Below are 20,824 nucleotides of genomic sequence, written 5' to 3' on the forward strand. Positions count from 1 at the left end.
GGCTGCTTCTTCTCGGTAACAGGTTGGTTATGGCGCTTTGAGCAAGATGGTGCTCACGAAAGGAATCGAACCTTCGACCTCCTCCTTACCAAGGAGGTGCTCTACCGACTGAGCTACGTGAGCGAGTTTTGTATTATGGCATGTTTTGAATTTCGTTCAATGGAGCGGGAGACGGGAATCGAACCCGCACCATCAGCTTGGAAGGCTGAGGTTCTACCATTGAACTACTCCCGCACCGGGAACAACGCCACAACATGAAACTGGTGGAGGGAGGTGGATTCGAACCACCGAAGGCGTAAGCCAGCAGATTTACAGTCTGCCCCCGTTGGCCGCTTGGGTATCCCTCCGCTCCACCCCTCTTTGATGACCTTGGCCTAACCGGTCAGGGGTGGGAGAGCCCGCTATTCTGGTGATGGCACGGGATGCTGTCAACAGAAATTTTCACATTCCGCGAAATTTCCGTTCCCCGCATCCGCACCCCTCACTCACCCGGCATCTTCAGCTTTTCGTCGGCGAAAATCGCCACGTGCGGCACCCCGTCGGCACCGATCCAGCCCCGGTACATGCCCTCGGTGTTGAACGGCGTGGCCGCCCTGCCGTCGGCCGACAGCACGATCGCGCCGCCATCGCCACCCATCTCCGGCAGGCGCTTGACGATGACCTCGTCGCCGGCCTGTGCCGGGGTCTCGCCGAGGTACTTCATGCGCGAGCAGATTTCATGCGCCGCGGCCAGGCGGATGTAGAACTCGCCCCAGCCGGTGCCCGACACCGCGCAGTTGTCGCTGGCATAGGTGCCGGCGCCGATGATCGGCGAATCGCCCACGCGCCCGTAACGCTTGTTGGTCATGCCGCCGGTGGAGGTACCCGCGGCCAGCTTGCCCTGCGCATCCAGCGCGACCGCGCCGACGGTGCCGAAGTGCTTGGCCGTCTCCAGGTCGGCATGCGCCTGCCCGGCCGCCTCCTCCTTCAAGGCCCGCTGCAGCTGCTGCCAGCGCTTCTCGGTACGGAAATACGAGGGATCGACCTGTTCGATCTTCTGCTCGGCGGCGAACATCTCCGCCCCCTGCCCGACCATCATCACGTGCGGCGAGTGCTCCATCACCGCCCGCGCCAGCAGGATCGGGTTCTTGATGGTGTGCACGCCGGCGACCGCACCGGCGCGCAGCGTGGCGCCGTCCATCAGCGAGGCGTCGAGCTCGTTCCTGCCGTCATGGGTGAAGACCGCGCCACGCCCGGCGTTGAAGGTCGGGTCGTTCTCCAGCACGGTGATCGCGGCGGTCACCGCGTCCATCGCCGGCTTGCCGGCCGCGAGCGCTTCGTGCCCCTTGCGCAGGGCGGCTTCCAGCGCCGCGCGCGCGGCGCGCACCTCTTCCGGGTTGAGGTCCTGGCGCTCCACGCCGGCTCCGCCGTGGATCACGAGCAGGGGAGAGGCCGGCGCCGCCATGGCCGCCGCGGAAGACAACGACGCCAGGCCCAGCAATACCGCGGAAGTCAGCTTCATGTTTCTTCACTCTGGAAAGGTGCCCGATTCTAGGCACGCCATCGCCGGTCTGAACAGCCACGGGCGGCGCAGGCCCGGGGCGCCTCCTGAAAAGCAGAAAGGGGCCGAAGCCCCTTCCGCGCCTGCGGGCGAGCGCCGGGAATCAATCCGGCTGCAGCGCCAGTTCGCCATCCACCACGCTGGCCATGGCGGTGAATGCCGGGTTGTCGACCTTGAACCCGTCCAGGTGCAGGCGGCTGTCCACCCCCACCCCGGTCACAGGAATGGCGCTGAACTCCAGCGATTGGCCACTGCTCAGGCGGTCGGCGGGATGGTGCGGCATCACCAGCCAGGCATAGCCGCCGTCGAGCGAGTAGACGCGGCCTCGGCCATCGGCCTCCACGCACAGCGCGGTGTCCTCGTCCACGCCGATGCCGACGATGTCGTCCTGGCCCTTGTCCTGGGCGGCGCGTGCGACGAATACGATCAGCCGCCCCAGGCGCTCGCGCTTGGCGAAGTGGGTGTCGGTGACCACGTTGGAGAGGTACGGCATGGCCAGGAAATCCCGGTCCATCGTGACCTTGCTGCCCAACGGGTCGCTCAGCGCGGACTGCGAATCGACGCTGCCGCCATCCAGCGCGCCATAGCTGTAACCGCCCAGGATCGCCAGGCCGGCGCTGGTACCGCCGATCGGCTTGCCCGCCGCGACATGCTCGTTGAGCAGCTGGTTCAGCCCGGTGCCCTTCCAGAAACGGATGTAGCGGGCCTGGTCGCCGCCGGCGATGAAGATCGCGTCGGCTCCGCGCACGATGCGCAGTACGGCCGGGTCGTCGGCCGCCTTGCGGCTGTCGAATACCAGAGTCTGCACCGACGTGACCCCGCCGATGTCGTGATACAGCTCGTTCTGCAGGCTGTCGTCGCCGGAGGCGCGCAGGATCACCACGCGACCGTTGCCCGCGCGCTCGACCCACCAGCGGAACGCTTCGGGAACCCAGTCGCCACCGCCCATCAGCATCATCGCCGCCTGGGTCTGGCCCGGACGCGCGGCATCGAGGTCGCCCACTTCGTAGTACTGGTAGCCCGGATCGGGCAGCCCACTGCCACCCGCGGCGACGGCGCCACCCGCCATGCCCAGCGCCAACAGCACCAGAGCCAACCGCCCACCTCGGAAAACCATCCGCTTCACGCTGCTCTCCAGGACATCATGTAATCGCTTTCACTGCGTAATGCCAGACTTTCCGGCAGTGGTCAAGCATGTGAAAAAGGTGTTAGATGGACCCGCCCCATTCACGTTTTACCGGGGCTCCGGCGCTTGCGCGGGCCGGCCAGACACTTTCCGGAACACTTTCAGCAGAGACCTGATTCATGCGCAGACACGCAATGGTGCGTTCAATCCAGTTGGCCCTGCTTGGCATGGCCGCTCCCGCAATGGCTCTGGCCCAGAGCACCGACAACGATCAAACCAAGCAGCTGGATACCGTGCAGGTCACCGGTTCGCGCATCCCGCGCGCGCAGGTGGAGGGCCCGGCGCCGGTCACCGTGGTCACCGCCGAGCAGATCCAGTCGGCCGGCTTCACCTCGGTCCCGGACGTACTGCGCTCGCTCAGCCAGAACAGCGGCACCGTGCAGGGCCAGCAGAACACCACCGGTGCGCAATCGACGCCCGGCGCGCAGGCGGTCGACCTGCGCGGCCTCGGTCCCAACCACACCCTGGTGCTGATCAACGGCCGCCGCATCGCCGACTTCCCGCTGCCGCTCAACGGCAGGAGCAACTTCACCGACATCGGCAACATCCCGCTGGGCATGATCGACCGCATCGAGGTACTGACCGGCAGCGCCTCGGCGGTCTACGGCTCGGACGCGATGGCCGGCGTGATCAACTTCATCCTCAAGAAGTCCACCGACGGCACCACCATCGACTACCGCTACGGCGACACCAGCCGCGGTGGCGGCGAGTCGCACGACCTGACCCTGACCACCGGCTTCGAGCAGGGCAACTTCAGCGGCATCGTCGGGGTGGAGCTGCTGAACAAGCGCCCGCTGTGGGGCACCCAGCGCAAGGTGCAGGATTCCACGCTCGATGCCCCGACCGAGCGCCGCCGCCTGCCGCGCCTGATCGCCCAGATCACCAACTGGGAAGACGACGTCAACATCGCGCCCGCCGACGGCTGCAAGGCGCTGTCCGGCCTGAACGACGGCACCACCCACCTGGCCGAGGACCGCTTCGGCGAGCCGTACTGCGGCAGCGAGCGCGCCATCGCATACCGCACCATCCAGAATGAGCGAAAGGGCGTCAATGCCTATGGCTCGTTCGAGTACCGCTTCAACGACGAGCTGTCGTGGTTCGCCGACGTGCAGATGGGCCACCAGACGGTGCGCCTGCTGACCGGCACCAACGGCAACGACGTGGTCAGCGACGTCATGGGCTGGGAATTCCATGACCCGGCGTCGACCAACAACTACCGCAACAAGGTGTTCTACAACGCCGCCACCGGCAACCGCGAGATCTGGTCGCGGCAGTTCTCGCCGGAGGAAATCGGCGGCCTGAAGAACCGCATGAACACCACCACGCAGAAGACGCTGGCGGTGACCACCGGCTTCAAGGGCATGTTCGCCGACACCTGGAACTGGGAAGCGGCCTGGAATCACTCCCAGTACAAGGCCGACGTGGAAATGCCGCGCATCAAGGCCGATGCGGCCAACCGCTTCTTCCTGGGCGAACGGCTGGGCTACACCAGCAGCGGCTACGCGATCTACAACCCGGACCCGACGCGCCTGTTCACGCCGTTGACGCCCGCCGAGTTCGCCTCCATCGCGGCCATGTCCACGTTCCGCCCGGTGGCCAAGAACGACAACCTCAGCTTCACCACCGACACCACGTCCCTGTTCTCGCTGCCGGCCGGCGACGTGGGCTTTGCCGGCGCGTTCGAGTATGGCCGCCAGTCCTACCGCATCAATCCCGACCCGCTGGCCCTGACCGAGGATGCCTATACCGGCCCGCGCTATGGCGACGGGCATGGCAGCCGCAACCGCTGGAGCGCCGCCGGCGAACTGCGCCTGCCGATCCTGTCCACCCTGCAGGCCAGCATGGCCGGCCGCTACGACCGCTACAGTTATGGCGGCAAGCACCCGGGCAAGTTCACCTACAGCGCCGGCCTGGAATGGCGCCCGCTCGACACGCTGCTGGTGCGCAGCTCCTACGGCACCGGCTTCCGCGCGCCGGACATGCACTACCTGTTCGCCGGCGACGACTACTACCGCACCCGCTACGCCACCGATTACTTCCAGTGCCGCAGCGACGAGCCCGGCTTCAGCGACGGCGACTGCTACGACGACGGCGGCTGGGACGTCAGCACCTTCGACGTCTACCGGGGCAACATCGAACTGGGCGTGGAAACCAGCAAGTCGTTCTCGGCCGGTTTCGTCTGGTCGCCGCTGGACGGCTTCGACCTGGCGGTGGACTACTACCAGATCAAGGTCATGAACCAGGTCCAGGTCCAGGACCGCGAGCGGCTGCGCATCACCGAAGCCAACTGCCGCCTTGGCAGGACCGACACCGGCCAGGCCGTCGACATCAACTCGCCGACCTGCCAGGACGCGCTTGCCCGCGTCATCCGCGACGCCGATGGCGACATCAGCAGCGTGCACTTCGCCCCGATCAACATCGCCAAGGAGGAAACCTCGGGCATCGACGTCGCCGCCAACTACCGGCTGCAGACCCGGGCCGGCGATTTCCGCATCAACGGCAATTACACCTGGGTGCGCGACCATACCTTCCAGCGCTATCCGGGCGACGCGTCCGAGGACATGCTGCACTACGAGACCTTCAGCCCCGCCCTGCCCCGGATCAAGGCGAACGTGGGCGTGAACTGGGACAAGGGCGCCTGGGGTGCCAGCCTGTTCGGCAACTACCTCGGCCGCGTCCCCAACTACGACGACGATGCGTGGACCCAGGCTACCTGGCGCTTCAACGCCGGCGCGCGCTACGACATCAACGACCACCTGCGGGTGTCGCTGTCGATCAACAACCTGTTCGACAAGATGCCGCCGAAGGATGCGACCTGGGCCAATTACCCGTACTACGACACGGCCTGGTTCGACAGCATGGGCCGCAGCTACTTCGTCCAGGTCACCTGGAAGCTGGGCGGCCAGCCGCTGTAAGGCGCGGACCACCCGCCACCGCGACAACGACAAGGCCCGCGATGCGGGCCTTGTCGTTTCCGGAGGACTGGCCGGCCGCATCAAGGCCGGCTGGCACTCTCCGATGGTTCTCCACAACGCGTGTGCAGAAGGCCGGGAAAAGCCTGTGGAAAACACCGGCGCACGGCGACACCACGGGGGTTGCGCCCAGGCTGGCGAAATTCTGGCCAGGCGCCAGTCCGGCAGCGGTGTTCGCCCCGGCGCCAGATGCGCGAAGGCCCCGCATCGCGGGGCCCTCGCGCTTCCGGCATCGCGTGGAATCAGACGTTGAAGCGGAAGTGCAGCACGTCGCCTTCCTTGACGATGTAGTCCTTGCCCTCCAGACGCAGGCGGCCGGCTTCCTTGGCGCCCTGCTCGCCCTTGAGGTTGATGAAGTCGTCGTAGCCGATGGTCTCGGCGCGGATGAAGCCGCGCTCGAAGTCGGTGTGGATCACGCCCGCGGCCTGCGGCGCGGTGGAACCGGCGCGCAGCTGCCAGGCGCGGACTTCCTTCACGCCGGCGGTGAAATAGGTCTGCAGGCCGAGCAGTCTGTAGCCGGCGCGGATCACGCGGTTCAGGCCAGGCTCTTCCAGGCCCAGGTCCTTGAGGAACTCGTCGCGGTCGGCGTCGTCCAGCTGCGCCAGTTCTTCCTCGATCGCCGCGCACACCGGCACCACCTCTGCGCCCTCGGCCTGTGCGCGGGCGCGCACCGCATCCAGGTGCGGGTTGTTCTCGAAGCCGTCCTCGGCGACGTTGGCGATGTACATCAGCGGCTTGAGCGTGATCAGGAACATGTCGCGGACCAGCGCCTTCTCCTCCGCGTCGAGGCCGGCCGAGCGCGCCGAGCGGCCCTGGTCGAGCGCCGCTGCGAGCTTCTCCAGCACCGGCTTGCGCGCCAGCGCATCCTTGTCGTTGGCCTTGGCCGCGCGATTGGCGCGGTCCAGCGCCTTCAGCACCGACTCCAGGTCGGCCAGCGCCAGTTCGGTGTCGATGGTTTCGATGTCGGCGATCGGGTCGACCTTGTTGGCGACGTGGATGACGTTGCCGTCCTCGAAGCAGCGCACGACGTGGGCGATGGCGTCGGTCTCGCGGATGTGGGCCAGGAACTTGTTGCCCAGGCCTTCGCCCTTGGAGGCGCCGGCGACCAGGCCGGCGATGTCGACGAACTCCATCGTGGTCGGGATCACCCGCTCCGGCTTGACGATCGCCGCCAGCGCATCGAGCCGCGGATCCGGCACCGGCACGATGCCGGTATTCGGCTCGATCGTGCAGAACGGGAAATTGGCCGCGGCGATGCCCGCCTTGGTCAGCGCATTGAACAGGGTCGACTTGCCGACGTTGGGCAGGCCGACGATGCCGCATTTGATACCCATGCAACAAACTCCACGATTCGGGATTCCGGCCTGCGCTCTCCGGTGGCGTCGCCGCCCGCGAAAGCGCAGGCCGCAATCACGGTTTGCCCGTGTGCAGCCGCTTCATGGCCTCGTTGAAATCGCCGCCTACCGCCAGCGGCATCACGTCGATGGCGTCGTCGATGGCGCGCGAGATCAGCACGTCGTCGTCCCTGGAGGGACGGCCCAGCACCCACGGCACCACGCGGTCCTTGTGACCGGGATGGCCGATGCCGATGCGCAGGCGGTGGAACCTGCCATGTCCGAGCAGGCGGATGGTGTCGCGCAGGCCGTTCTGGCCGCCATGGCCGCCGTCGAACTTCAGCCGCGCCGCACCCGGCGGCAGGTCCAGTTCGTCGTGCGCGAGCAGGGTCTGTTCCGGTTCGATCTTCCAGAACCGCTGCGCGGCGGTGACCGACTTGCCGGACAGGTTCATGAAGGTGGCCGGCTTGAGCAGCCATACCGGCTGGCCGCCGACATCGACCTTGGCCACTTCGCCGAACAGCTTGCCTTCGAGCGTCCAGCGCGCGCCCGCCCGCTCGGCCAGGGCCTCAACGAAATGAAACCCGGCATTGTGCCGGGTCCGGGCGTGTTCGGTTCCGGGATTGCCCAGACCGACGATCAATCGCAGGCCAGTCATGCGTCCACCGTTGGCTGCGTCCGCCCGGTGCGGGCGGACGCAGCCGGCCGATTACTCGGCGGCTTCCTCGGCGGCGGCGCTCGGCGCCTTGGCGATGACGACGGCATCGTCGTGGTCCTTGCCCAGCTTCAGCGCCGGGATTTCCACGCCCGCCGGCAGCTTCAGCTGCGACAGGTAGATGATGTCGCCGGCGGTCAGGGCGGCCAGGTCGACTTCGATCGACTGCGGCAGGTCCTTCGGCAGGCAGGCGATGTGCACTTCCTTCAGCTCGTGGGTGACCAGCACGTCGGCGGTCTTGCCGGCCGGGGAGATCTCCTCGTTGATGAAGTGCAGCGGCACGGTGGCGTTGAGCACTTCATTCTCGTTCACGCGCTGGAAGTCCAGGTGCATGACCAGCTGCTTGTACGGGTGACGCTGCATGTCGCGCAGCAGCACCTTGTAGATGCTGCCGTCGAGGTTCAGGTCGATGATCGAGGAGTAGAACCACTCGTTCTGCTGGGCCAGCCAGATTTCGTTGTGGTTGAACTCGACCATCGCCGGCTCGCGGTCACCGCCGTAGACGATGCCCGGAACCAGGCCGGCGTGACGCAGGCGGCGGCTCGCACCCTTGCCCTGCACGTCGCGACGGGCGACTTTGATTTCGTGGGACTTTGCCATTGTTGACTACTCTTGGTTGTTGCACCGCAGGCGGTGCGTGGTGAAGACATTCCCGCGACCAGGAATGCCGTTGTCGGTCCCGGCGACATGCCGGGACCGGGGTTCGTCAATCCACGTACATCGAGCTGACCGACTCGCCGAAGGCGATGCGGCGCATCGTCTCGGCCAGCATCTCGGCCACGCTGATCTGGCGGATCTTGGTGCAGACACGGGCCACGTCGGACAACGGGATCGTGTCGGTCACCACCAACTCGTCGAGCTGGGAGTTGTTCAGGTTGTCCACCGCCGGGCCCGAGAGCACGGCGTGGGTGCAGTACGCGGCGACCTTCACCGCGCCGCGCGCCTTCAGCGCGGCGGCGGCGGCGCACAGGGTGCCGGCGGTGTCGACGATGTCGTCGACCATCACGCAGGTCTTGCCCTCGACGTCGCCGATGATGTTCATCACCGTGGCGACGTTGGCGCGCGGGCGGCGCTTGTCGATGATCGCCAAGTCGGCGTCGTCCAGGCGCTTGGCCACCGCGCGGGCGCGCACCACGCCGCCGACGTCGGGGCTGACCACGATCAGGTTGTCGGTGCCGTAGGCGCGCCAGATGTCGGCCAGCAGCAGCGGCGAGGCGTACACGTTGTCCACGGGCATGTCGAAGAAGCCCTGGATCTGGTCGGCGTGCAGGTCGACCGTGAGGATCTGGTCGGTGTGCACGGCCGAGAACATCTTGGCGGCGACCTTGGCGGTGATCGGCACGCGCGAGGAACGCATGCGGCGATCCTGGCGGGCGTAGCCGAAGTACGGCACCACCGCGGTGACGGAGGCGGCGCTCGCGCGCTTGAGCGCGTCGATGATCACCAGCAGCTCCATCAGGTTCTCCGCGCTCGGCGCGCAGGTCGGCTGCACCACGAACACGTCCTGCTTGCGCACGTTCTCCTGGATCTCGACCTGCACTTCGCCGTCGGAGAACTTGGAGACCAGCGCCTTGCCCGGCTGCACGCCCAGTTCCTTGCAGATGCTCTGCGCAAGGTGTTTGTTGGCGTTGCCGGAAAAAACCAGCAGGTTCTGTGCGTCTTGCATGTCGGCTTTCTCGGGCGGCGGCGAAAGAGCGGGAGCGGGTGTCACGCAAAGCCCGGCCAACGCCGGGCTTTCCTTGAATCCCCGCACGGGCGAGTACGGGTTCGCGAGAAGACTCGCGTGAGTGGCAGGGGCGGTAGGATTCGAACCTACGAATGCCAGGATCAAAACCTGGTGCCTTGGGCCTCTTGGCGACGCCCCTGCATCAATCCATCACTGCATCGCTTCCAGCGCCTGGAGCAGCGGCGAGCGCGCGGCGCCCGTAACCACCCAGGCCCGCAGCTGGCCCGGCAATTCCGCCAGCGCCTGCTCTGCGGCAGCGCGCGTGGCGAACTCGACGAAACAACCGCTTCCCGACCCCGTGAGGCGTGCCCGGCCGACGCGCGAAAGCGCCTGGAACACCGCTTCGACGGCGGGTTCCCGGCTACGCAGCACCGGCTCGAACGCATTCCCGAGGACGGTCCCGGAAGCGAAGTCCGCTATTTTCGCGGGCGCGGCATCCCGCGTCAAATCCGGGGAACGGAACAGGTCGGCGGTGGGCACGTGCACGCCCGGGTCTACCAACAGGTACCAGGCCGGCGCCAGATCCAGCGGCACCAGTCGCTCGCCCACGCCCTCGGCCCAGGCGTTGCGCCCACGCACGAATACCGGCACGTCGGCCCCCAGGCGCAGGCCCAGCGCCGCCAGCGCGTCCTCGTCCAGCGCGGTGTTCCACAGCGCATTCAGTGCGACCAGCACGGTGGCCGCGTCGGACGAGCCGCCACCGAAGCCACCGCCGGCCGGAATGCGCTTTTCGACGCGGACATCCACACCTTGCGTGCAGTTGGCTGCACTTTTAAGCACATTTGCTGCCCGCACCACGAGATCGTCGGCCTCGGCCACACCGGGAACGGAGGGGCCGTCGCGGCGGACCTGGCCGTCGTCGCGCAGGCGCAGGCCGATGCGGTCGCCCCAGTCCAGCAGGCGGAATACGGTCTGCAGCTCGTGGTAGCCGTCCGCGCGGCGGCCGGTGATGTGCAGGAACAGGTTCAGCTTGGCCGGCGCCGGCCAGTACGACCAGCCGGCCGCGTCCACGACGGTGCTCATGGGCCGTCCATGCTCCATTCGTCGACGATCAGCCGCACCTTGGCGTCGCCGTTGACCGCCTCGATGCGGCGCGGCAGGGCCGGGCGGCCGGCATCCTGCGGATACCAGTCCAGATAGTCGATGCGCCACCCGTCCTGCTCCAGCACGCGCGGCAGCCCTTCGGCGTCATAGCCCTGGTAGGCCGGCGCCGCCGCGCCCGCGGCGCGCATGCCGCGCACCCAGGCGGCCAGTTGTTCCACCGGAATCTCCCAGCCGGTGGCCTGCAGCAGCAGCTGTCCGGCATCGGCGCCGCTGCGCGGGCCGCCTTCCAGTCCATCCAGGCGCACCCCCTGCCCGGCGCCGCCGCTCAGCTGCCAGCTCTGCCGGGTCACCGGCGCGGCCAGGCTGACCTGGTAGGCGTCGCCCTGCTGCTGCCAGTCAATGCGGCCATTGCCGCCGTTGCGGCCCTTGCTGATGGCGACCCGGCCCTGGAACGACCACGCCGGCAGGGTATCGAGTACCGCCAGCCGCGCCGTCTCGGTGGCCGGCTCCGAGGTCGTATGCACCGGCGCGGCCGGCGGCGCCTGCCGCGTCGCCATCGAACCGCAACCGGCCAGCGCGCCCGCCGCCAGCAGCACCGCCATGCACCGCCACACCATCACCGTCATACGCCAAGCGCCTCGATCGCGCGCTGCAGGGCGCGGTTGTCCGGGTCCAGTCTGCGGGCCTCGTCGAAGAAGCGCCGCGCCTCGTCCTTCTGCCCCAGCACCCACAGCACCTCGCCGACATGCGCGGCGATTTCCGGGTCCTTGTTCAGGCCCCAGGCGCGACGCAGCTGCACCAGCGCCTCTTCCCTGCGCCCCAGCCGGTACAGCACCCAGCCATAGCTGTCGATGATGGCCGCATTGTCCGGCTCGGCCACGCGCGCGCGGTCGATCAGCTCCAGCGCCTCCTGGTAGCGGGCGGTGCGGTCGGCCAGGGTGTAGCCCAGCGCGTTGAGCGCGGCCACATTCTCCGGTTCGGCGACCAGGATCTTGCGCAGGTCGGCCTCGGCGCGCGCAATGTCGTCGCGCCGCTCCCAGGCCAGCGCGCGCGCGTAGAGCAGCGCGCTGTCGTCCGGGTAGGCGGCTAGGCCGCGGGTCAGGATGTCGACCTCGGCCTCGTCGCGCTGGTCGCGCTGCTGCAGCTCGGCTTCCAGCAGGTAGGCGTCGCGGCGCACGTCGTCGTCCACCGAGGCGTCGGCCTGGATGGCGTGGACCTCATTGGCCGCCTGCGCCTTCTCGCCCAGTTCGTGCAGGGCATTGACCGCGCGCAGCCGCGCCTCGCTGCGCTGCGGGCCGCCCGGCACGCCGTGGTACCAGTCCACCGCCTCGCGGTAGCGCTTGAGGTATTCGGCGATCCGGCCCAGCAGCAGGCGCTGGTCCGGGTCGGGCCTGCTGGCCCTGGTCGAAATGTCCTGGTAGAGCGCCAGCAGGCGCGCATCGTCCTTCTGCTTGGCCAGCAGCGAGGCGCGCATGCCCCAGGTCTGCACGTTCTGCTCGCCGATGGCGAGCATGCGCTCGGCCGCGTCCGGTTCGCCGAAGGCGTCGTAGGCGAAGGCCAGCGCGTTGCGCAGCTCTTCATCGCCCGCGGCCCTGGGCTCGATGTCCTTCAACAGCGCCAGCGCTTCGTCCTTCCTGCCGGCCTGGTTGAGCTGGGTGGCATGCAGCAGGGCTACCCGCGGCTCGTCGGGGAAGCGCCTGACCACCTCGCCCACCATGCGCCGCGCCAGCTCCGGGCGCTCCATGCGCAGCGCCAGCCGGCCGAACTCCTGCCAGGCTTCCAGGTCGTCGGGGATCGCATTGGCATCGACCAGACCGTCCAGCACCTGCGCCGGGACGGCCGGGTCGCGGCCGCCGGTGGCCAGCGCCAGCACCGCGTAGCGCCAGGCCCGCGGCTCGCGCGAGCGCAGCACCGCCAGCAGCTCCTTGCGGGCCAGCCGGGCATCGCCCTGGCGCAGCGCCAGCGAGGCGCGGGTGCCGCGCACCGCCAGCGAGCCGGGGTCGCGCTGCGCCCACAGCGCCAGCGCCTGGGCGGCGCTGGCCTCGTCGTCGGCCAGCATGGCGATGCGGGTGGCCCGCTCGGCCAGCCCGACGTCGCCGGCGCCTTCGCGCGCGGCCTGCAGGTACCAGTGCGCGGCATCGGCCAGCTTGCCCGCCTGCAGCGAAAACTCCCCCGCCAGCACCGGCGTCAGCGAGGCGGCGGCGGCCCGCTCGGCCGGTTGCGGCGCAGCCGCCAGCAGGGGCGCCGACGCCAGGAAAAGCAGCAGGACGCTGCATGCACGGTTGAGCCGGTTTGGTCTGGAAATGGGCATCAGCGGCAATCGGGCCGTAAAATGGCGGCCATCAACAGCCAGCAGCTTATCGCAAGCAACTGAACAGAATGACCCTGTGGGTGCTCGGACTGAACCATCAGACCGCGCCGGTGGAACTGCGCGAACGCGCGGCCTTCGGCGGCGACGCGCTGTCGCGCGCGATGGCCTCGCTGCGCCAGTCGCCGCAGCTGGCCGAGGCCGTGCTGCTGTCCACCTGCAACCGCACCGAACTGTACGCCGTGGCCGAGGACGGCCAGTCCCTGGCGCAATGGCTGGAAAGCCATGCCGGCGACCTGCGGGGGTATCTGTACGAACACCGCGACGATGAGGCCGTGCGCCACCTGTTCCGCGTCGCCACCGGGCTGGATTCGATGGTGCTGGGCGAGCCGCAGATCCTGGGCCAGGTGAAGGACGCCTGGGCCCTGGCGCACGACAGCGGCGCCATCGGCCACCACCTGGACCGGCTGTTCCAGCAGACCTTCTCGGTGGCCAAGCGCGCCCGCACCGATACCCGCGTCGGCGCCAACCCGGTATCGGTGGCCTCGACCGCGGTACGGCTGGCGCAGGATTCGTTCGCGCGGCTGGACGATTCCACCGTGCTGCTGGTCGGCGCCGGCGAGACCATCGAGCTGGCCGCCAGACACCTGGGCGAAGCGCGGGTGAAGCGGCTGCTGATCGCCAACCGCACCCTCGCCCACGCGCAGGACCTGGCCAGCCGCCACGGCGGCGTGGCGCTGCCGCTGACCGAACTGGAACGCCACCTGGCCGAGGCCGACGTGGTGTTCTCGGCCACCGCCGCGCGCGAGCCGGTGATCCTGCAGCGCCAGGTCGCCACCGCGCTGCGCGCGCGCCGGCACAAGCCGATGCTGCTGTTCGACCTGGCGGTGCCGCGCGACATCGAGGCCGGCGTGGGCGAGCTGGCCGACGCCTATCTCTACACGGTCGACGACATGGAACGCGCCGTGGAGGAAAACCGCCGCAGCCGCCGCGAGGCCGCCGCCGAGGCCGAGGCCATCATCGACCTGCAGGTCTCGCGCTACATGGAGAACCTGCGCGCCACCCACCTGCAGGCGCCGATCAAGCAGCTGCGCGCGTTCGGCGAGGCCACCCGCGTCGAGCTGCTGGAGAAGGCGCGGCAGCAGCTGGCCAACGGCAGGTCCGCCGACGAGGTGCTGGAACAGCTTGCCCACGGCCTGACCAACCGCCTGCTGCACCCCCCTACCGCCGCGCTGCGGCAGGCCGCGCTGGAAGGCGACGCCGACCTGGCCCGCGCCGCCGAGCGCCTGTTCCCGGCCACGCCGGGATACCGCCACCCCGTTGCGAGGACCGATGACGCCGACCCTGCGCCGTAAGCTGCTGGCCCTGGCCGAGCGCCGCGAAGAACTGGAACGCCTGCTTGCCGACCCGGACGTGGTCGCCGACAACGCGCGTTTCCGCGACCATTCGCGCGAATTCGCCCAGCTCGAGCCGGTGGCCAGCGCGCTGGCCGCCGAGGCCCGCGCCCGCGAAGACCTGGCCTCGGCCGAGGCGATGCGCGCCGACCCCGAGCTGCGCGAGCTGGCCGAGGAGGAAATCGCCGCGGCGCAGGCGCGCCTGCAGGCGCTGGACGAGGAACTGGCCCTGCTGCTGGTGCCGAAGGACCCGCGCGACGAAGGCAACCTGTTCCTGGAAGTGCGCGCCGGCACCGGCGGCGACGAGGCGGCGATCTTCGCCGGCGACCTTTTCCGCATGTACGCCCGCTATGCCGAGCGCCAGGGCTGGAAGGTCGAGGTCGAATCGGACAACCCGGGCGAGCACGGCGGCTACAAGGAGGTCGTGGCGCGCGTGGTCGGCCGCGGCGCGTATTCGAAGCTGAAGTTCGAGTCCGGCACCCACCGCGTGCAGCGCGTGCCGGCCACCGAATCGCAGGGCCGCATCCACACCTCGGCCGCCACCGTGGCGATCATCCCCGAGGCCGACGACGTGGAAGACATCGTCATCAACCCGGCCGACCTGAAGGTGGACACCTTCCGGTCCTCCGGCGCCGGCGGCCAGCACGTCAACAAGACCGAATCGGCCATCCGCATCACCCACGTGCCGACCGGCGTGGTGGTCGAATGCCAGACCGAGCGCAGCCAGCACGCCAACCGCGACAAGGCGATGAAGCGGCTGAAGGCGCAGCTGCTCGATGCCGAGCGCAGCAGGCAGGCGGCGGCGCAGGCCGAATCGCGGCGCCTGCAGGTCGGCAGCGGCGACCGCAGCCAGCGCATCCGCACCTACAACTTCCCGCAGGGCCGCATCACCGACCACCGCGTCGAGGGCCTGACCCTGTACGACCTGCCCAACATCATCGAAGGCGACCTGGACGCCCTGGTCGGCCGCCTGCAGCACGAGCACCAGGTGGACGAACTGGCGCGCCTGTCCGAAGGCAGCTGAGGCGCGCCGTCGTCCCGCGCACGCCGCCCTGCCGCAGACGCGCCGGCACGGCGCCGGAATGGCGGCAGAATCGGCATATCGCAGCAAAGGATCCCGCCACCGCATGAATGTCCCGTACGACGAACGCCAGCAGCTGCGCATCGCGGTGCAGCGCCAGCCCGCCGACTTCATCGCCTGGGTGATGCTGGCCGACGCCGAGCTGGGCGCCGGTGACCTGGCCGCCGGCGAACGGGCCGCGCGGCGCGCGCTGCAGCTGCGCCACGACCATCCCGAAGCGCTGGCGCGGCTGGGCCGCGCGCGCTGGATGCAGGGCCGCCACGAGGAGGCGGCCAACCTGCTACGCCACGCCTCGCGGCAGGTGCCGCAGCATCCCGGCATCGCGCTGTGGCTGGGCCACGCGCTGGAAGACGCGGGCCAGCCGGAAGCGGCGGCCGATGCCTACCGGCGCGCGCATGCGCTGATGCCGGAAGAGGCCTACATGGCCGCGCAGCGCCTGAACTGGCAGCGGCGGCTGTGCGACTGGCGCGGGCTGGAGTCACTGTCGCGGCAGGTCCGCGATGCGGTGGCGCGGGGCAATCCGGCGGTGGAGCCGTTCGCCTTCCTCAGCGAGGACGCCAGCGCCGCCGAACAGCTGGCCTGCGCCCGCCAGCGCGCGCAGGTGATCGCCGCGTCGACGCCGCCGCTGCCGCCGGCGACGCCACGCGCGGACGGTCCAGTGCGCGTGGGTTTCCTTTCCAACGGTTTCGGCGCGCACCCCACCGGGCTGCTGACGGTGGCGCTGTTCGAGCAGCTGCGCGCCCATGACGGACTGCAGGTGCACCTGTTCGCGCTCAACCGCGACGACGGCAGCCGCATCCGCCAGCGCCTGCACGCCGCGGCGCACGCGCTGCACGAGGTCGCCGGCGTGCCGCACGCGGCCATCGCCCGGCGCATCCGCGAAACAGGCATCGACGTGCTGTTCGACCTGCGCGGCTGGGGCGGCGGCGGCACGCCGGAAGTGCTGGCGATGCGGCCGGCGCCGCTGCAGATCAACTGGCTGGCCTACCCCGGCACCTCCGGCGCGCCATGGATCGACCATGTGCTGGCCGATGGCTTCGTGCTGCCGCCGGCGCTGGAACCGGCGTTCAGCGAACAGGTGCTGCGCCTGCCGCGCGCGTTCCAGCCCTCGGACAACACCCGCGTGGTCGAGGAGCCGCCGCCGCGCCGCGAGTGCGGACTGCCCGAACGGGGCGATGACGGCAGCGGCGTGGTGTTCTGCTGCTTCAACAACAGCTACAAGCTCAACCCGCGCAGCGTCGCGCGCCTGCTGGAAGTGCTGCGCGGCGTGCCCGGCGGCGTGCTGTGGCTGCTGTCCGGGCCGGGCCTGGCCGACGACCGGCTGCGCGAGGTGGCGCGTTCGCAGGGCATCGATCCGGCGCGGCTGGTCTTCATGCCCAGGCTGCCGCACCCGCAGTACCTGGCGCGCTACCGCCACGCCGACCTGTTCCTGGACACCCATCCCTACAACGCCCACACCACCGCCTCGGACGCGCTGTGGGCCGGCTGCCCGGTGCTGACCACGCCCGGCCAGACCTTCGCCGCGCGCGTGGCCGGCAGCCTCAACCACCACCTGGGGCTGGACGAGATGAACGTGGCCGACGACGCGGCCTTCATCGCCACCGCGGTCCGGCTGGGCAACGACCCGGCGGCGCTGGCCAGGCTGCGCCAGCGCCTGGCCGACGCCCGCCGCGATGCCGGCCTGTTCGACATGGCCGGCTTCGCCCGCGACTTCGCCGCCCTGTTGCAGGACCTGCAGCGCCCGTAGGCGCGGGGCTTACCGCAGCCGTTTCACCCGCTGCCGGTAGTCGCCCACGTTGTCGCCGTCGATGCGGCGCTGCTGGGTGCCCCTGACCTCGCCGACCTTCCGGTCCGACCCGGCCACCGGCTTGGCCACGATGTCGGTCTCGTGCTCGAAGGCATGCGATTTGTCGGTGTTGCGGTAGTACCGGTACAGCGCCCAGTACAGCGCGGTCGCGCCGGCCGGGCCTGCGGCCAGCAACCAGAGTCCACTGTCGTCGCTCATGAGGCAGCCACCAGGAATGCGATTGCGAGGGTTTCGATGATCGTGCCGGCGGTGAGCGCGGCCAGCAGCAGCTTCCATTGCTGCACCGGCACGCTGCCCATGGTCTCGCCGGTGCGGCCGTTGACCGCGATGTAGTGCAGCATGCCGCCGTTGCGGCCGGGCTGGTGGTAGGAATACAGCCACACCGGCAGGTACATCGACACCCAGCGGGTACCGTGCACCTCCAGCTGCTCCTGCTCCCAGCGCACGCCGCGGTCGTAGCGGCGCACCGAGGGCGCCACCTGCGCGCGCGCGATCGACAGCAGCTGGTCCTCCAGGCGCGGGCGCAGCTTCTCGACGTCGAGGTCGCGCTTCTCCGAGGTGAAGCCGGCCAGGTAGGAGGCGTTCCACTTCAGCGCGTTCTTGGTGTCGAACGGCAGGATGGTGTTGATGATGTTGTTGGTGTTGGCGCGCGTGTCCAGGTTGCCGCGCCCGGCGGACGATTCCAGCGGCAGGTCGTCGACGGTGAAATCCACCTGCCGCTCCACCTGGTAGACGTCGGCGTCGTAGTAGGTCTGCCTGTTCTTCTCGGTGCCGCGGGTGTATTCGCGCGTCTTGATTTCGCCCTTGCCGGCCACCGCCGCGCTGACGTTGCCGTCGACGATCATGTAAGGCAGGTAGACGCCCACCACGTTCTCGGGCGTGAACTGTTCCTTGAACGCCTTGAGCGCGAACAGGCGGCGCTTGTCCACGAACTGGCGGATGCGCGCCACCGCATCGTCCTTCCTGATGTGGAACGGCAGCACCGCGTCGGGCACCGCGCCGTTGGCGATCTGCTCGTTGACGCCGAACACATGGCGGCACCAGTGGCAGCGCGCGGTCATGGTGCTTTCGGTATTGACCGTGACCTCGGCGCCGCAGCCGCCGCATTTGAAGCTCATCAGGCTGGAGGTATCGGCGTCGATGTCGCGCGCGCCGGAGGCGATGACCGTGCCGCGCAGCTGGTCGATGGCCTCGCCCAGCCCGAACTCCTCCTCCACCCGCGCGCCGTGCCATTCATGGCGGCAGTACAGGCAGACCAGCACGTCGGTGCCGGCGCGGGGGCGGATGTCGGTGGCGCCGCACTTGGGGCAGCGGTTGAGGCCGTCCTTCAATTCGGTGGCCGACGTATCGATGGCGACCGGGTCGGGCGCCTCTACCTCGTCGCGGATGGCCTGCGGCAGGCGGGCGGTATCCACCGGAAAACTGCCGGGCGGCGGCGGGACATCGCGCGGCGAACCCGGCCCGTCCAGCGCCGCCGCCGGCAGCGGCGGCGGCGGCGGGGGGACGGAGCCGGGCAGCGGCGGCGGGCCGTTTCTGGGTTCGGACATGGGCGTCGTGCGTCCCGCCGGTTACAGGCCCAGCGCCTTGGCTTTCAGCGCGTCGTAGTCGCCCTGGGTGATCAGGCCCAGGTCCAGCATTTCCTTGGCCTTCTTGAGCCTGGCCACCGGGTCGTCGGCGGCCGGCGCCACCGGCTGCTGCATGCCGCCGACGCCGAGCATGCCCGAAGCCATGCCGACGCCGACCAGCCCCGCCGCGCCGCCGTTCTCGCCGGCCGACTGGATGCCCTGGGCGACGCTGGCCTGCAGGTTGGAATTGCCGCGCGCGCCGGACAACGCATCGGCGCGCTGCACGGTCTTGAGCAGCTCACGGGTGTTGGCGTCGTACTCGATGGAGACGATCGCGGTCTTGACGATGGCCAGGCCGCGGCCGGACTGCCACTGGTAGGCCTGCTCCACGGCCGCCGACAGGCTCTGCGCGAAGCCGATCGAATCCTGCTGCAATCTGGTGATGCGGTTGCCCTTGCCCGGATCGTTGGTATACAGGCTGAAGGCCGGGGCCAGCGAGCCCACCACTTCGTTGAACAGCTGACTGGCGGCGGCGTTGTCCAGGTCGGTGAAATCGAACACCTGGCCCGGGCGCAGGTAGCTGGCCGGCACGAAGTTCTTCACGAACAGGATCGGGTCGACGATCTTCAGCGTGTACGAGCCGCGCGTGACCGCGCCGACCTGGGTGTTGAGGAAGCCGTCGTCCCAGTAGATCTCGGACTGGGTGCCGAAGCGGTTGTCCGGCAGCTCCTTCAGCGAGACGAAGAACGCCGCCTGCTGCGCGCCCGGCTGGCCGCCGAACTTGAAGCGCTCCCAACTCTGCCTGATGAAGGTGCTGACCAGGCCGTCGCCGGCGAAGATCGACTGCGAGTTCGGGTCGTCCGAACGCCACTCGTAGCCGCCCGGCTCGGCGACGAAGCCGGTGATGGCACCGTCCTGGAACAGCAGCAGGCCGTAGCCTTCCGGCACCACGATCTTCGAGCCGTTGGTGATGATGTTGGACGAGCCACCGGTATTGGAACCACGCCCGGCATTGGTGCCGCGCGGCACCGCGGCGAACAGCGCCGCCGTCGCCGGCAGGCCGTCCGGCACCGTGAAGAAGTCCTTCCACTGGTCGGCCAGCACGCCGCCGATCGCACCCTTTGCTGCCTGGACAAGTCCCATCGCACTGCTCCTGATCCATTGCCGGGCACCACGCCCGGCGCATGCGCAAAACTACATGAAAACCGATGGCCGGGACCATCACCCCGCCTGCCGGCCGGCGTGCGGCGACGGCGCCCGCACGGCGACTGCGCTAGGCTCGCCCTTCCAGACAGGGAGCCGCCATGGGCAAGCTCAAGCGCAAGCAGTACGAACGGCTGCTGGAACCGATGCAGCTGGAACTGGCGGCGATGGCGCGCTGGGTCCAGCATTCGGGCCAGCGCCTGCTGGTGCTGTTCGAGGGCCGCGACACCGCCGGCAAGGGCGGCGCGATCCAGGACGTCGCCCGGCACCTGAACCCACGCCAGTGCCGCGTCGTCGCCCTGCCCAGGCCGACCGACCGCGAGAGCACGCAGTGGTACTTCCAGCGCCATGCCGCGCACCTGCCCGCCGCCGGCGAGATCGTGCTGATGGACCGCAGCTGGTACAACCGCGCCGGCGTGGAAAAGGTCATGGGCTACTGCACCGATGCCCAGTACCAGGCCTTCCTCAAGCAGGCGCCGGTCTTCGAGCGGCTGCTGGTGGACGACGGCATCCTGCTGTTCAAGTACTGGCTGTGCGTGGACCAGGAACAGCAGGAAAAGCGCTTCGCCGAGCGCCGCGAGGACCCGCTCAAGGGCTGGAAACTGTCGCCTGTGGACCTCAAGTCACGCCTGGAATATGGCGCCTACACCCAGGCGCGCGAAGCCATGCTGGAGGCCACCCATACCCGGCACGCGCCGTGGACGCTGGTGGATTTCAACGACCAGAAGCGCGGCCGCCTCACCCTGATCCGCGACCTGCTCGACCGCCTGCCGGAAACGCGCCTGGACGAAGCGCCGATCGAGCTGCCGCCGCTGCCGGGCAGGCCGAAGAAGGAAAAGTACGGCGTGGTGAAGCCGCTGCCGTCCTACCCGGTGGCATAGATACGGGAACTTGCTCCGCGCGGGGGGCGTCGGGAAAGCCTGTGCCGGGGCGAGCCCGGCACCTGCGA

Annotated in this window: 17 protein-coding genes and 4 tRNA genes; 5 read left to right on the forward strand and 16 right to left on the reverse strand. The window is 69.1% G+C overall.

What is annotated here, in order from left to right; all coding sequences use genetic code 11:
- Window positions 1-47: 47 nt before the first annotated feature.
- The 5 genes from AC06FP_RS09440 to AC06FP_RS09460 all read right to left on the reverse strand — a co-directional run bounded on the left by AC06FP_RS09440 (window position 48) and on the right by AC06FP_RS09460 (window position 2,657).
- Window positions 48-123, reverse strand: a tRNA-Thr gene (locus tag AC06FP_RS09440).
- Window positions 124-160: 37 nt separating this feature from the next.
- Window positions 161-234 (reverse strand) — tRNA-Gly (locus AC06FP_RS09445).
- Window positions 235-261: 27 nt separating this feature from the next.
- Window positions 262-347, reverse strand: a tRNA-Tyr gene (locus tag AC06FP_RS09450).
- A 134-nt stretch (window positions 348-481) separates the two neighbouring features.
- Entirely contained in the window at window positions 482-1,501 is a 1,020-nt protein-coding gene (locus AC06FP_RS09455) for an isoaspartyl peptidase/L-asparaginase family protein (protein ID WP_456118279.1), read from the reverse strand.
- Window positions 1,502-1,643: 142 nt separating this feature from the next.
- Window positions 1,644-2,657 carry a cyanophycinase gene (locus tag AC06FP_RS09460; protein ID WP_478075471.1) on the reverse strand — a complete coding sequence of 338 codons (1,014 nt, stop codon included), beginning with the start codon at window positions 2,655-2,657 and terminating at the stop codon, window positions 1,644-1,646.
- Between the two features lie 188 nt (window positions 2,658-2,845).
- Between AC06FP_RS09460 and AC06FP_RS09465 the strand changes: the two genes are divergently transcribed.
- Complete coding sequence (locus AC06FP_RS09465; RefSeq protein WP_478075308.1) at window positions 2,846-5,641, forward strand: TonB-dependent receptor plug domain-containing protein; 2,796 nt, start codon at window positions 2,846-2,848, stop codon at window positions 5,639-5,641.
- A 299-nt stretch (window positions 5,642-5,940) separates the two neighbouring features.
- Here the strand turns inward: AC06FP_RS09465 and ychF are convergent, their stop codons facing one another.
- The 8 genes from ychF to AC06FP_RS09505 form a co-directional block, all read right to left on the reverse strand.
- On the reverse strand, window positions 5,941-7,032 hold the full coding sequence (gene ychF / locus AC06FP_RS09470) for a redox-regulated ATPase YchF (protein WP_456118277.1): 1,092 nt from the start codon (window positions 7,030-7,032) through the stop codon (window positions 5,941-5,943).
- Between the two features lie 76 nt (window positions 7,033-7,108).
- Window positions 7,109-7,690, reverse strand: a complete 582-nt coding sequence (pth, locus tag AC06FP_RS09475; protein ID WP_478075309.1) for an aminoacyl-tRNA hydrolase — start codon at window positions 7,688-7,690, stop codon at window positions 7,109-7,111.
- Window positions 7,691-7,741: 51 nt separating this feature from the next.
- Window positions 7,742-8,347 (reverse strand): 50S ribosomal protein L25/general stress protein Ctc, encoded by a 606-nt coding sequence (locus tag AC06FP_RS09480; RefSeq protein ID WP_433853766.1) that lies wholly within the window; start codon window positions 8,345-8,347, stop codon window positions 7,742-7,744.
- Window positions 8,348-8,453: 106 nt separating this feature from the next.
- Window positions 8,454-9,413 carry a ribose-phosphate diphosphokinase gene (locus tag AC06FP_RS09485; RefSeq protein WP_153190512.1) on the reverse strand — a complete coding sequence of 320 codons (960 nt, stop codon included), beginning with the start codon at window positions 9,411-9,413 and terminating at the stop codon, window positions 8,454-8,456.
- Window positions 9,414-9,535: 122 nt separating this feature from the next.
- A tRNA-Gln gene (locus tag AC06FP_RS09490) sits at window positions 9,536-9,612 on the reverse strand.
- A gap of 11 nt (window positions 9,613-9,623) precedes the next feature.
- Complete coding sequence (gene ispE, locus AC06FP_RS09495; RefSeq protein ID WP_478075310.1) at window positions 9,624-10,496, reverse strand: 4-(cytidine 5'-diphospho)-2-C-methyl-D-erythritol kinase; 873 nt, start codon at window positions 10,494-10,496, stop codon at window positions 9,624-9,626.
- On the reverse strand, window positions 10,493-11,143 hold the full coding sequence (gene lolB / locus AC06FP_RS09500; RefSeq protein ID WP_478075311.1) for a lipoprotein insertase outer membrane protein LolB: 651 nt from the start codon (window positions 11,141-11,143) through the stop codon (window positions 10,493-10,495). The genes ispE and lolB overlap by 4 nt, the downstream gene beginning before the upstream one ends.
- On the reverse strand, window positions 11,140-12,828 hold the full coding sequence (locus tag AC06FP_RS09505; protein ID WP_478075312.1) for a tetratricopeptide repeat protein: 1,689 nt from the start codon (window positions 12,826-12,828) through the stop codon (window positions 11,140-11,142). The genes lolB and AC06FP_RS09505 overlap by 4 nt, the downstream gene beginning before the upstream one ends.
- A gap of 68 nt (window positions 12,829-12,896) precedes the next feature.
- On the opposite strand from AC06FP_RS09505, the gene hemA reads away from it, so the two are divergent.
- The 3 genes from hemA (at window position 12,897) to AC06FP_RS09520 (ending at window position 17,047) form a co-directional block, all read left to right on the forward strand.
- Window positions 12,897-14,180: a glutamyl-tRNA reductase gene (gene hemA / locus AC06FP_RS09510; protein ID WP_478075313.1), complete on the forward strand. Its 1,284-nt coding sequence runs from the start codon at window positions 12,897-12,899 to the stop codon at window positions 14,178-14,180.
- Complete coding sequence (gene prfA, locus AC06FP_RS09515; protein ID WP_456118271.1) at window positions 14,158-15,243, forward strand: peptide chain release factor 1; 1,086 nt, start codon at window positions 14,158-14,160, stop codon at window positions 15,241-15,243. Before hemA ends, prfA begins: the two co-directional genes overlap by 23 nt.
- A 103-nt stretch (window positions 15,244-15,346) precedes the next feature.
- A complete protein-coding gene (locus tag AC06FP_RS09520) occupies window positions 15,347-17,047 on the forward strand; it encodes an O-linked N-acetylglucosamine transferase, SPINDLY family protein (RefSeq protein WP_478075314.1) in 1,701 nt (566 codons plus the stop codon).
- 9 nt (window positions 17,048-17,056) lie between these two features.
- Here AC06FP_RS09520 and AC06FP_RS09525 read toward each other — a convergent pair whose 3' ends face one another.
- Genes AC06FP_RS09525 through AC06FP_RS09535 form a run of 3 tightly spaced genes read right to left on the reverse strand, consistent with a single transcriptional unit; the run spans window position 17,057 to window position 19,815 of the window.
- Window positions 17,057-17,305 (reverse strand): hypothetical protein, encoded by a 249-nt coding sequence (locus AC06FP_RS09525; protein WP_456118269.1) that lies wholly within the window; start codon window positions 17,303-17,305, stop codon window positions 17,057-17,059.
- Entirely contained in the window at window positions 17,302-18,654 is a 1,353-nt protein-coding gene (locus tag AC06FP_RS09530) for a TFIIB-type zinc ribbon-containing protein (RefSeq protein ID WP_478075315.1), read from the reverse strand. The genes AC06FP_RS09525 and AC06FP_RS09530 overlap by 4 nt, the downstream gene beginning before the upstream one ends.
- 21 nt (window positions 18,655-18,675) lie before the next feature.
- Window positions 18,676-19,815 carry an SPFH domain-containing protein gene (locus AC06FP_RS09535; RefSeq protein ID WP_456118267.1) on the reverse strand — a complete coding sequence of 380 codons (1,140 nt, stop codon included), beginning with the start codon at window positions 19,813-19,815 and terminating at the stop codon, window positions 18,676-18,678.
- A 161-nt stretch (window positions 19,816-19,976) separates the two neighbouring features.
- Between AC06FP_RS09535 and ppk2 the strand changes: the two genes are divergently transcribed.
- Window positions 19,977-20,756, forward strand: coding sequence for a polyphosphate kinase 2 (ppk2, locus tag AC06FP_RS09540; RefSeq protein WP_478075316.1), 780 nt, complete (start codon window positions 19,977-19,979; stop codon window positions 20,754-20,756).
- Window positions 20,757-20,824 lie beyond the last annotated feature (68 nt).

The organism is Stenotrophomonas sp. Steno-Z2 (genome assembly GCF_056393235.1).

Coding starts and splice junctions, on each gene's coding strand:
- ppk2 (WP_478075316.1), top strand. CDS start 19,977: ATGGGCAAGCTCAAGCGCAAGCAGTACGAACGGCTGCTGGAACCGATG.
- AC06FP_RS09525 (WP_456118269.1), bottom strand. CDS start 17,305: ATGAGCGACGACAGTGGACTCTGGTTGCTGGCCGCAGGCCCGGCCGGC.
- hemA (WP_478075313.1), top strand. CDS start 12,897: ATGACCCTGTGGGTGCTCGGACTGAACCATCAGACCGCGCCGGTGGAA.
- AC06FP_RS09530 (WP_478075315.1), bottom strand. CDS start 18,654: ATGTCCGAACCCAGAAACGGCCCGCCGCCGCTGCCCGGCTCCGTCCCC.
- AC06FP_RS09455 (WP_456118279.1), bottom strand. CDS start 1,501: ATGAAGCTGACTTCCGCGGTATTGCTGGGCCTGGCGTCGTTGTCTTCC.
- ychF (WP_456118277.1), bottom strand. CDS start 7,032: ATGGGTATCAAATGCGGCATCGTCGGCCTGCCCAACGTCGGCAAGTCG.
- lolB (WP_478075311.1), bottom strand. CDS start 11,143: ATGACGGTGATGGTGTGGCGGTGCATGGCGGTGCTGCTGGCGGCGGGC.
- AC06FP_RS09480 (WP_433853766.1), bottom strand. CDS start 8,347: ATGGCAAAGTCCCACGAAATCAAAGTCGCCCGTCGCGACGTGCAGGGC.
- AC06FP_RS09535 (WP_456118267.1), bottom strand. CDS start 19,815: ATGGGACTTGTCCAGGCAGCAAAGGGTGCGATCGGCGGCGTGCTGGCC.
- AC06FP_RS09505 (WP_478075312.1), bottom strand. CDS start 12,828: ATGCCCATTTCCAGACCAAACCGGCTCAACCGTGCATGCAGCGTCCTG.
- AC06FP_RS09520 (WP_478075314.1), top strand. CDS start 15,347: ATGAATGTCCCGTACGACGAACGCCAGCAGCTGCGCATCGCGGTGCAG.
- AC06FP_RS09485 (WP_153190512.1), bottom strand. CDS start 9,413: ATGCAAGACGCACAGAACCTGCTGGTTTTTTCCGGCAACGCCAACAAA.
- AC06FP_RS09460 (WP_478075471.1), bottom strand. CDS start 2,657: ATGGTTTTCCGAGGTGGGCGGTTGGCTCTGGTGCTGTTGGCGCTGGGC.
- AC06FP_RS09465 (WP_478075308.1), top strand. CDS start 2,846: ATGCGCAGACACGCAATGGTGCGTTCAATCCAGTTGGCCCTGCTTGGC.
- ispE (WP_478075310.1), bottom strand. CDS start 10,496: ATGAGCACCGTCGTGGACGCGGCCGGCTGGTCGTACTGGCCGGCGCCG.
- pth (WP_478075309.1), bottom strand. CDS start 7,690: ATGACTGGCCTGCGATTGATCGTCGGTCTGGGCAATCCCGGAACCGAA.
- prfA (WP_456118271.1), top strand. CDS start 14,158: ATGACGCCGACCCTGCGCCGTAAGCTGCTGGCCCTGGCCGAGCGCCGC.